Source organism: Neobacillus paridis (assembly GCF_016765675.1).
Lineage (GTDB): Bacteria > Bacillota > Bacilli > Bacillales > Cytobacillaceae > Neobacillus > Neobacillus paridis.
Genome location: NZ_JAESWB010000387.1, coordinates 1 through 720, shown reverse-complemented (window position 1 = coordinate 720; position 720 = coordinate 1). Strand labels below are relative to the sequence as shown.

Sequence of the window (720 nt, the reverse complement as noted above, 5' to 3'; positions counted from 1 at the left end):
GGCGCGCTTGCCCATGATGGTCAGGACCGGCTCGGCGCCCGCGGAACTGGATAGCAGTCCGAGTTCTTCCAGGCTGGCGGCAAACTCCCCTTTGCCAAAATCGACGCCAACAAGTGCGGCTCGCATGTCAGCAGCCATTCGCAGGACCGGCAGTATGCAAGGCGTTATTCAGCGTCGGACTCCAGATTGAGATTGACGGCACGTGCCGGCACGACAGTGGAAATCGCGTGCTTGTAGACCATCTGGGTTACGGTATTGCGTAGCAGTACGACATACTGGTCGAACGATTCGATGTGTCCCTGAAGCTTGATCCCGTTGACCAGATAGATCGAGACGGGGACATGCTCTTTGCGCAAGGCGTTGAGGAAGGGGTCTTGTAACAGTTGCCCTTTGTTGCTCATGAAAGCTCCATTGTGTTGTTGTGATGAGGAGTTGGAGGCAACTCGACCAGATTCAAGTAGCGCGTTGCCGCGATGAATCTCGAATGTAATCGATTTCCCTGAGTATTGCCAAATCAATAGCGTTTTTAATCGGATTTCGCAAACGGATTTTTACCGGAGCGCAGTTCTATACGCAGTGGAGTGCCGACCAGTGAAAAAGTTTCGCGGAAGTGCTTCTCCAGGTAGCGCTTGTAGTTTGCGTCAATCGCGTCGAGCGCATTGCCGTGAATGACAATGACCGGCGGATTCTGGCCGCCCTGGTGCGCGTAGCGCAGCTTGG

General features: G+C 54.4%; 1 protein-coding gene and 1 pseudogene. Both read right to left on the bottom strand.

All coding sequences use genetic code 11. The features are described from left to right. Nucleotides 1-164: 164 nt before the first annotated feature. Complete coding sequence (gene hfq / locus JK635_RS29310) at nucleotides 165-401, bottom strand: RNA chaperone Hfq (protein WP_136418236.1); 237 nt, start codon at nucleotides 399-401, stop codon at nucleotides 165-167. A gap of 125 nt (nucleotides 402-526) precedes the next feature. Beyond that, a pseudogene (locus JK635_RS29305) lies at nucleotides 527-720 on the bottom strand (hypothetical protein); the annotation flags it as partial.

What these genes read in the sequence shown, in the direction of transcription:
- hfq (WP_136418236.1), bottom strand. Translation starts at nt 401, where the DNA reads ATGAGCAACAAAGGGCAACTGTTACAAGACCCCTTCCTCAACGCCTTG.